10 protein-coding genes, 2 pseudogenes and 1 riboswitch are annotated in these 8,409 nt (G+C 68.4%); of the genes and pseudogenes, 5 read left to right on the top strand and 7 right to left on the bottom strand.

Going from position 1 to position 8,409, the window contains the following annotated elements:
- Window positions 1-125: 125 nt before the first annotated feature.
- Window positions 126-411: pseudogene (locus G8O29_RS18635) on the top strand (IS481 family transposase); the annotation flags it as partial.
- 41 nt (window positions 412-452) lie between these two features.
- Here the strand turns inward: G8O29_RS18635 and G8O29_RS17835 are convergent.
- Complete coding sequence (locus tag G8O29_RS17835) at window positions 453-977, bottom strand: TIM barrel protein (protein WP_242679189.1); 525 nt, start codon at window positions 975-977, stop codon at window positions 453-455.
- A 46-nt stretch (window positions 978-1,023) separates the two neighbouring features.
- Entirely contained in the window at window positions 1,024-1,224 is a 201-nt protein-coding gene (locus G8O29_RS18630) for a hypothetical protein (protein WP_242679188.1), read from the bottom strand.
- An 89-nt stretch (window positions 1,225-1,313) separates the two neighbouring features.
- Here G8O29_RS18630 and G8O29_RS17830 point away from each other — a divergent pair, with 89 nt between their 5' ends.
- The gene (locus G8O29_RS17830) at window positions 1,314-1,727 is read left to right on the top strand and encodes an aldo/keto reductase (RefSeq protein WP_207623986.1); all 414 of its coding nucleotides are present in this window, start codon (window positions 1,314-1,316) and stop codon (window positions 1,725-1,727) included.
- Window positions 1,721-2,476: a VapE domain-containing protein gene (locus G8O29_RS17825; RefSeq protein ID WP_242679187.1), complete on the top strand. Its 756-nt coding sequence runs from the start codon at window positions 1,721-1,723 to the stop codon at window positions 2,474-2,476. Before G8O29_RS17830 ends, G8O29_RS17825 begins: the two co-directional genes overlap by 7 nt.
- 34 nt (window positions 2,477-2,510) lie before the next feature.
- On the opposite strand, the gene G8O29_RS17820 is transcribed toward G8O29_RS17825, so the two are convergent.
- The 5 genes from G8O29_RS17820 to thiM are packed head-to-tail and all read right to left on the bottom strand — an operon-like array spanning window position 2,511 to window position 6,169.
- Window positions 2,511-3,275 (bottom strand): 3-oxoacyl-ACP reductase, encoded by a 765-nt coding sequence (locus G8O29_RS17820; protein WP_166404557.1) that lies wholly within the window; start codon window positions 3,273-3,275, stop codon window positions 2,511-2,513.
- Window positions 3,272-3,973, bottom strand: a complete 702-nt coding sequence (tenA, locus tag G8O29_RS17815) for a thiaminase II (protein WP_166404556.1) — start codon at window positions 3,971-3,973, stop codon at window positions 3,272-3,274. Before tenA ends, G8O29_RS17820 begins: the two co-directional genes overlap by 4 nt.
- Entirely contained in the window at window positions 3,970-4,776 is an 807-nt protein-coding gene (gene thiD, locus G8O29_RS17810) for a bifunctional hydroxymethylpyrimidine kinase/phosphomethylpyrimidine kinase (RefSeq protein ID WP_166404555.1), read from the bottom strand. The genes tenA and thiD overlap by 4 nt, the downstream gene beginning before the upstream one ends.
- A complete protein-coding gene (gene thiE / locus G8O29_RS17805; protein WP_166404554.1) occupies window positions 4,773-5,384 on the bottom strand; it encodes a thiamine phosphate synthase in 612 nt (203 codons plus the stop codon). Before thiE ends, thiD begins: the two co-directional genes overlap by 4 nt.
- Window positions 5,381-6,169 carry a hydroxyethylthiazole kinase gene (gene thiM / locus G8O29_RS17800; protein WP_166404553.1) on the bottom strand — a complete coding sequence of 263 codons (789 nt, stop codon included), beginning with the start codon at window positions 6,167-6,169 and terminating at the stop codon, window positions 5,381-5,383. The genes thiE and thiM overlap by 4 nt, the downstream gene beginning before the upstream one ends.
- 61 nt (window positions 6,170-6,230) lie before the next feature.
- A riboswitch (TPP riboswitch) is annotated at window positions 6,231-6,330 on the bottom strand.
- A gap of 424 nt (window positions 6,331-6,754) precedes the next feature.
- On the opposite strand from thiM, the pseudogene G8O29_RS17795 reads away from it, so the two are divergent.
- Window positions 6,755-7,111 (top strand): annotated as a pseudogene (locus G8O29_RS17795) (hypothetical protein); the annotation flags it as partial.
- A gap of 42 nt (window positions 7,112-7,153) precedes the next feature.
- Window positions 7,154-8,409 (top strand): DUF2793 domain-containing protein (locus tag G8O29_RS17790; protein ID WP_166404552.1); only part of this gene is annotated, 1,256 nt, incomplete at its 3' end.

Genomic DNA, 8,409 nt, shown 5'->3' with positions numbered 1-8,409 from the left:
ATCCTGATCAAGCAGGCCCGCGCCGAATATCACGGTGACGATCAGCGCCAGCTACACCACTCCATGGGACAGCATCGGTTCGTCACGGGAGCGCCACGACCACGCACGCCATCAGAGTAGCAATAATGAGGGCTGGCCCGCCATTGGTTCGAGGGGTGGCCCGAATGATCGCAAGCTTCGCTCGCGCAACTGAGCCGGGAGCTCGGCATCAATCCTAAGACGGTGGCGAAGTGGCGGCAGCGGGCGACGGTTGAGGACATGAAGACCGGGCCGACGGAACCGCGGTCCACGGTCCTGTCCGAGGCCGAGGCCGAGGAAGCGATGGTTGTCGCGTTCCGGCGACACACGCTTTTGCCACTGGACGACTGCCTCTATGCACTTCAGTCGTCGATCCCACGCCTTCATCGCGCGCATGTCGTGAACCGTGGGGCGGTTGGCTTTGTGGACCATGATCATACCGCGAAAGCCGCGCGGAAGGCCTCGAGGGCAGCCTCCGCATCGCCCTTGGCATTGGCCTCCCTGCCGACGGGGCCGGAATAGCCCATGTCTTTCAGGGCCTTGGCCGCTCCAGCATAGTTGATCTCTCCGGTCCCCGGCTCGCAGCGGCCGGGATTGTCGGCGATCTGCACTTCACCGATCCACGGCAGGCAAGCCTGACACCAGCGGATCAGGTCGCCCTCGCCGATCTGGGTGTGGTAGAGGTCGAGGTTGATCTTGAGGTGGGGCCGGTTAACCGCACTGTCCAGGCCAAAGACGGCGGCGGTGGAGCCGAAGGGGCAACCCGGATGGTCGACGGGGTTGAGGTTTTCCAGGGTGAACACGTGCCCCTCCGCCTCGGCCAGATCGCAGATGCGGTGCAGCGTGTCGCGCGCGCGTTGTTCCATGCCTGGTGCAAGGGACCCGACATGCAGGATCGGCACGCCCATGTCGCCAAGGCCCGTCCCGTACAGGTTCAGCCGGTGGACACCAAGGGGCATGCCGACCTTCGCCGCCTGTCCTGCCGAGGCGAGCAGCATCTCAGCGTTACGGTTCGGTCAGGCGGCCCCGCAGGTAGCCGTTCATGCTGGGGAAGGTCGCGCCGGTTCTTTCCAGCGCAGCAAGCTCCCGGTTCGGCCAGTTCCAGAGGCCGACACCGAAGCCCGTCTCCTTCAGGCGGCTGGCGCGCCACGCGATGGGGCGGTCGCGCCAGAGCATTTCCGCACAGGCAGCAAGTTGGAAGCTCATCTCAGACCTCGATCCAGACTTCGCCGTCCTGGACGCGAACCGGGAAGGTTTTCAGGTTGACGCAGGCGGGAGCGCGTTTTGCTTCTCCGGTGAACGACCTGCGCGCGGAAGGCAAGATCGACCGGATCGGCGTCTCGCTGCGCGACAACCACCCCGAGGAGGGCGTCACCCTCGCCCGGCTCGGCCTGGTTGCCTCCCAGCAGGTGATCTTCAACATGTTCGAGCAGCATCCGCGCGACGCGCTCCTGCCCGCGGCCACCGAGGGCGGAACGGCGATCATCGCCCGTGTCCCGCTGGATTCGGGGTCTCTGGTCGGAACCTGGACCGAGGACAGCTATGCCGGGTTCGAGCCCGGCAGCCAGCCGCACCGGATGTTCCGTGGCGACCGCTTTGCCCAGACGCTGGCCCGTGTCCGGCGGCTCGGGGCCGAGGTGGCGCCGTTCTATCCGACGCTTGGCTGTCGCCCTTGTGGACCGCTTCGCCGATGTAGGCGCGGTTGCTGAGCATCGCCGGGTTCGACCTGCGCACCGAACGCCCCGACGAGCTGCCGGAGCTTGGGTCCAAGGACGCGGCCCTGCACATGCAGGGGGTCTGGATCGTCGAGATCGCCGAGCTCGACGCCATCGGCCGCGCCGAGGTCTCGCGCATCAAGGCGTTCCTGACCCGCACCACCGACCGCTTCCGTCCGCCCTATGGCCGCTACACCGTCGAGGTGCCCCGACAGTGCGTCTTCGCCGGCACCGTGAACCCCGACACCTATCTGCGCGACGAGACCGGCAACCGCCGATTCTGGCCGCTCCGCTGTGTTGCCATCGATATCGCGGCGCTTGCGCGCGACCGGGACCAGCTCTGGGCCGAGGCCGTCCACCGCTTCCGCGCCGGCGCGATCTGGTGGATCGACGATCCGGCGCTGCTGGCCGAAGCGCGCGAGGAACAGGACCGCCGCTACCAGTCCGACGCGTGGGACGACCTGATCGAGCACTGGCTGACGCACGAGATCCGGACCGTCTCAGATGGCCTCCCCGACTACGGCAACTCCCTGACGGAGAGCGTGCAGCGCCCCGAGCCACTGAAGGACGTATCGGTCGGCGAGATCCTCGAAGAGGCGATCGGGATCGAACCTGCCCGCTGGACCCGCGGCGACCAGATGCGCGTCTCGGCCTACCTCAAGGCGAACGGCTGGGAGCGATACAGGCGGCGCGACGAGGGCGGGCGCGAGGCGCCGCGGGAGTGGCGATATCGGAAGGCATAGCGCCTTGCGCAACTCTGTGCTCGGTAGTCTCGGCCTATCCGAAAACGAGCCCGCCATCCACGATCAGGTTCTGACCGGTGACGGCGCGAGCCCATCGTGAGGCGAAAAACAGCACGGTATCGGCCATCTCCTCGGGCGTGGTGACGCTGCCCAGCGGCGTCTGACTTGCGATGATGTCAAAAACCGCGTCCGGCGTCGCGGCGCTGGCGTCGGTCCTGCGCAGCAACCCGCCAGAGACCATGTTGACCGTCACGCCCAGCGGCCCGAGTTCCTTTGCCGCGGTGCGCGTGAAGGCCAGAAGCGCCCCCTTGGCCGCAGTGTAGTCGTGATAGGGCACCACCGGGTTCTGCACCAGATTGGTGCCGATGGTGACGACCCGCCCGAAACCCTGCGCTGCGAAATGCGGGCGCAGCGCCTGGATGCAGTTGAGCGCGCCGCCGACCGCGGTCTCGGCCTGACGGCTGATCTCCGCCCATCTCAGACTGTCCAACTGCGCCCGCGCGTCGCCGTTGAAGGCGTAGTCGGCCAGCGCGTTGTGAACCAGCACGTCCGGCGTCGTGAAACGATCCGTGATCTCGTCCACCATCCGCGAGACCTGCTCGGGGTCCGTGACGTCGGCCTGGAACGCCGCACCGCGCTCGCCAAGCTCCGCGACCAGCGCCTCGGCCGCCTCGCGACTGTTGCGGTAGTTGATCGCAACCCGCGCGCCTTCTCGGGCGAAGGCGCGCGCGATCGCAGCGCCAAGGCCGCGCCCGGCGCCGGTCACGAGAACGGTCAGGTCGGCAATCGGGCGGCTCATGACGGGTCTCCTTTCATTTGCGGCGGCGTCGCGGCGGTGTCGGGCCAAGCGCCCAGCCGCCACGCGCTGTCCCAGAACATCCATTCGAGAAGCGTACTCTTCGCGAAGGCGGCGCGCATGCGCGCCTGCTCGGGCGGGCTGGCCGCCTCCGCCAGCCGGTCCGCCAGGGCGCACATCCTCGTGACGGCGGCGTCGAAATCCTCGCCGGCGTAGGTGTCGATCCAGGCGCGATAAGGGTTGTCGGCGCTGGCGGTGGCTTGGATCGCGTTGCCCACGTCGCGATAGACCCAGAAGCAAGGCAGGAGCGCGGCGACCGCTTCTCCCACACCCCGCGTCGCCGCAGTGGCCAGCAGGAAGCTGGCATAATGCTCGCAAGCGGGGCTGGGCGGGGTGGCGGCGAAGGTCTGCGCGTCGACGCCGAACAGAGCCATGTAGTGGCCATGCAACTGCCGCTCCACCGCGATGGCGCCCGCCCCCGACCCGGCGAGCTGCGCCACGGACTCGGCGTCGGGCGCCCCGGCGGCCGCGCGGGCCAGCGCCCGGGCGAAGCCTTCGAGATAGTGCGCGTCCTGGATGATGTAGTGCTGGAACACCGCCTGCGGCAGCGAGCCGTCGGCCAGCGCGCGGTTGAAGGGCATGGCCCGGATATCGGCGCAGAGCCGGGCGTTTTCCTGCAGAACGGTTTCGATGAAGCTCATCCGTGTCTACCCATGGAATTGTGGAAGTGATTTACCGGACCATGGCCCGTCCCGACGTGGAGCCGGTCGGCGGCGGCGATGGCGCCCGAGAGCCACGCCTTCGCTTCCGACACGGCCTCGGGCAGCGCATGGCCCTTCCCCAACGCGCAGGCCAAAGCCGAAGAGAGCGAGCAGCCGGTGCCGTGGGTGTTGGTCGTCCTGTGGCGCGGCGCGTCGAACCGTTCCGTCCCGCCCTCATGGACCAGAAGATCAGGGCAGGTCGGTCCGCTGAGGTGGCCGCCCTTGATCAGAACGGCCCGAGCCCCCCGCGCGCGCAGGGCGTTCGCCTGCGCTGCCATTCCTTCGACATCCGTGGCCGGAGCGGCGCCGAGCAGGTCGGCGGCTTCGGGCAGGTTGGGCGTGATCACCGCAGCCATCGGCAAGAGCCGCTCGCCCAGCGCCGCCACCGCATCGGCGGACAGCAGGCGGTCGCCGCTCTTGGCCACCATCACCGGGTCGAGCACGACCGGCGCATCCAGCCCGTCGAGCGCGTCCGCCACCGCCGCGATGATCTCGGCCGTCCCCAGCATACCGATCTTGACCGCGTCGATCCGGATGTCGTCGCGCACCGCCCGGATCTGGGCGGCGACGAAGTCGGGGTCGACCATCTGCACTCCGCTCACGCCGCGTGTGTTCTGCGCCGTCAGCGCCGTGATCGCGGCCATGGCGTAGCCGCCCGTGGCAGAGATCGCCTTGATGTCGGCTTGGACGCCCGCCCCGCCCGAGGGGTCGGAGCCGGCGATGGACAGGATGTTGGGGATCATGTCGTCCTCCATTCATCGACAAGGGCGCGGGTGGCGGCCTCGGGATCGGGGGCGCGGACGACGGCTGACACCACGGCGATGCCCGCCGCGCCGGCACGGCGCAGCGCCGGCGCATCGCCGGGCCCCAGCCCGCCGATGGCGATCGTCGGCACGGGCGAGCGGGCTACGATCTCGGCGAGCCCATCGAACCCGATCGGCGGCGCATGATCCGGCTTGGTGGCTGTGGCGCGCACGGGGCCTGCGCCGATGTAATCGACGCCGGGGGGGATCGCGGCGCATTGGCCGGCCGCCTCGATAGACACGCCCAGAAGCCTGTCCGGCCCGAGCCGCGTCCGAATTTCGGCAGGGTCGCCATCACCCTGACCGATGTGCAGGCCGTCCGCTCCCGCAGCCAGCGCGACTTCCAGCCGATCGTTGACGATCAGCTTGACGCCGCGCGGGCGCAGCGCCGCCATCAGCGCGCGGGCCATCGCCACCATGTCGGCATCCGTCGCGGTCTTGTCGCGCAGCTGCACCGCAGAGGCCCCGCCGCGCGCGGCCGCGCGGGCCTGGTCCATGACGGACAATGGCGCGTCCGGATCAGTGATCACGTAGACCGGGCCGATCATGCCGGGCTCACCCTCGCGCCTGCGTCGAGTGCCTCGGGCGTCTGGGCGGCCAGAGCATCGAGAAAGGCGGGCTGGAAACTGCCGGGCCCCGTCGCGCGCCGAGCCGCCTCCTCGCCCGCCAGGCCGTAAGAGGCCAGCGCCGCGGCCGTCGCCTCGAGCGCCGGCTGGTCCACGCAAAATGCTGCGATCACGCCATTGAGCGAACAGCCCATGCCCGTGACTCGGCACATCAGCGGATGCCCGTTCGCGACACGGTAGGCGCGCTTCCCGTCCGTGATGTAGTCGATCGGCCCGGACACCGCGACCACGCCTCCGGCGCTCTGCGCCAGCCGCCGCGCCGCCTCCATCGCCGCCTCGACGCTGTCCCCGGTGTCCACACCGCGCGCCGAACCTGCCAGCTCGGCGAGGGTCAGGATCTCGGACGCGTTGCCACGGATGACGGTCGGTTCGAGCGCGATCAGCCGCGCCGAGAGATCCTGCCGGAAACGCGTCGCTGCGACACCCACCGGGTCGAAGACCCATGGCTTTCCGCCTTTGGTCATGACCGCCGCAGCTTCTTCCATCGCCGCGCCCCATTGGGGATCGGCGGTCCCGATATTGACGGTCAGCGCCTGCGCGAGGCCGGCAAACTCCGCTGCCTCTTCGCGCGCATGCACCATGGCTGGCGACGCGCCGGCGGCGAGCAGCACGTTGGCCATGACGTTCATCGCCACGAAGTTCGTGATGTTGTGCACGAGCGGCGCGGTTTCGCGCATGCGTGCGAGGTGTCTTCCAAGGTCTTCCATAACTCTCCCCTCTTGGACGCAGGGAGACGCGATACGGGGAACTGTTAGACGGGAACGCCTGTTCATCGCATCGCGGACTCCCTACGCCAGCATGATCTGGTTCAGGTTCGAAGGGTGCTTCTCAGACCGCGCCGGATGCGCGGACGCCCCTGTCCGATGGGCAATGTAGAGAACGTTGTCAGAGAGATGTCAATCACATCGCTTTCCGTACTTGACCACAGTCGCGAAAAGTCGGTCGTCCGCCGGTCCCAACCTCCCTGGTGGTCCCAACCCTGTCCCAACCTCCGATGGGGGTTGGGGACACGAAAAGCCTTTCAAAAACAACGGTGTCCCCAACCTCACCCCGTGGTCCCAACCTTTTGCTACACATTCAGGTGGGAGAACGGAAAAGGTCGGGAACATGTTTTTCTATACGAAAAGAGAAGGACCCCCGTTGGGGACACCGAGGTTGGGACCACATCCATTCAAGCCATTGGAGTGAAACGATAAAGATCTGTCCCAACCCCCTCGAAGGTTGGGACCACGCGTTCGGAGGTTGGGACCGGGACGGGCAGCGCGTCGATCTTCGCCGGCCGCGCCGTCCCTGGCCTGCGGCCCTTCGCGCCGGTCCATGTCGAACAGCCCTGGCGGCGCGCGCGCGTGCCCGGCGACCTCACGATCCGCTGGACCCGCCGCTCCCGCGCGCTCGAGGCCGATGCCTGGGAACAGGTCGAGGTGCCGCTCGGCGAAGAGGTCGAGAACTACGAGGTCGAGATCCGTGACGGGGCGACGGTCAAGCGCGTGCTGACGAGCAGCTCGGCATCCGTCCTCTACACCGCCGCCCAGCAGACCGCCGACTGGGGCGCACCGCTCGGCCCCGGCGACACACTCGCCCTCCGCATCTTCCAGCTCTCCGCCCGCCTCGGCCGCGGGGCACCAGCCAGCATCACGCCGCAGTTTTGAGCCGAACCGGCAGCTTCCCGGCTCCAACACACAGGAACCACCATGTCCGACTCCACCACGCATCTCGGCCTGCCCTATCTCATGGCCGCGCAGGCGCAGAAGCATGTCACCCATAACGAGGCGCTGCGCCTGCTCGACGCCATGGTGCAGCTGGCCGTGCTGGATCGCACGCGCGCAGCACCCCCGGCGAGCCCCACTGACGGCGACCGGCATCTGGTGGCCTCGGGCGCAACCGGGCTCTGGGCGGGCTGGGATCTGAACGTGGCCTTCCATGTCGACGGCGCGTGGATCCGGCTCGTTCCGCGCACTGGCTGGCTGGTCTGGGTGGCGGCCGAGGGGCTGTTCCTCGTCTGGAGCGGCAGCGCCTGGGAGGTGGTGGGCGAGCCCCGCGACGTCTCGGACGCAGTCTTCAGCCTCGTCAACGATGCGGACCCCACGAAGAAGGCCACCTTCTCGCTTGCCGGGATCAGCACGGGCACCACGCGCAGCTTCACCCTGCCGAACACCTCGTCGGAACTCGCGGTTCTCGCAGGCACCCAGACCTTCAGTGGGAACAAGACCTTCTCGGGTACGCTGACCGCCTCGGGGACCGTGACGGTCTCGGCGGCCAGTGCCACCATCGGCACGGCAACGACGACCGCGACCTATGGAATGGGCACCGGGGCCACGACCACCGGCGTCACCAAGACTGTGAACCTCGGGACAGGCGGCGCGTCCGGATCAACGACAGTCGTGAACATCGGCTCTGCGACGGCTGGCGCGGGCGGGACAACCGTCATCAACACGCCGACCGTCACCTTCGCCAATGCCGTCACGCTGGTCGGCATGCCCCAGGCCAACCTGACCGCGCAACTCGTGGGCCTCGGTGGGGCCACGGCCGACAGCTACAACCGGCTGTCGGTGGACACACCGGCCGTGCTGCTGAACAACGCGGGCGCCGGGATAGAGGCGACCGTGAACAAGGCCGCCGCCGGAAACGACGCAGCCTTTGCCTTCAAGACCGGCTTTTCCGCCCGTGCGCTGATCGGGTTGCTCGGCAATGATGACTTCAGCTTCAAGGTCAGCCCCGATGGGTCGGCATTCTTCGACGCGATCCGCATCGACCGCACCAGCGGCCAGGTAGAACTGCCGCAGCCGACGGTGTTGCCGGGTCTGAGCGCTGCACCGACCCCGCCGCCCGCGGGCAAGGCCTCGGTCTATGCCCGCAGCCGGGCCGGGGCGCCATGGATCGACGTGATGCGCCCCTCGGGTCGGGACTTCCCCCTGCAGCCGCATTTCGGAGTGAACCGCATCGCGAC

Source organism: Rhodobacter calidifons, assembly GCF_011174775.1.
Lineage (GTDB): Bacteria > Pseudomonadota > Alphaproteobacteria > Rhodobacterales > Rhodobacteraceae > Tabrizicola > Tabrizicola calidifons.
This window is presented reverse-complemented; position numbering and strand designations above follow the sequence as displayed.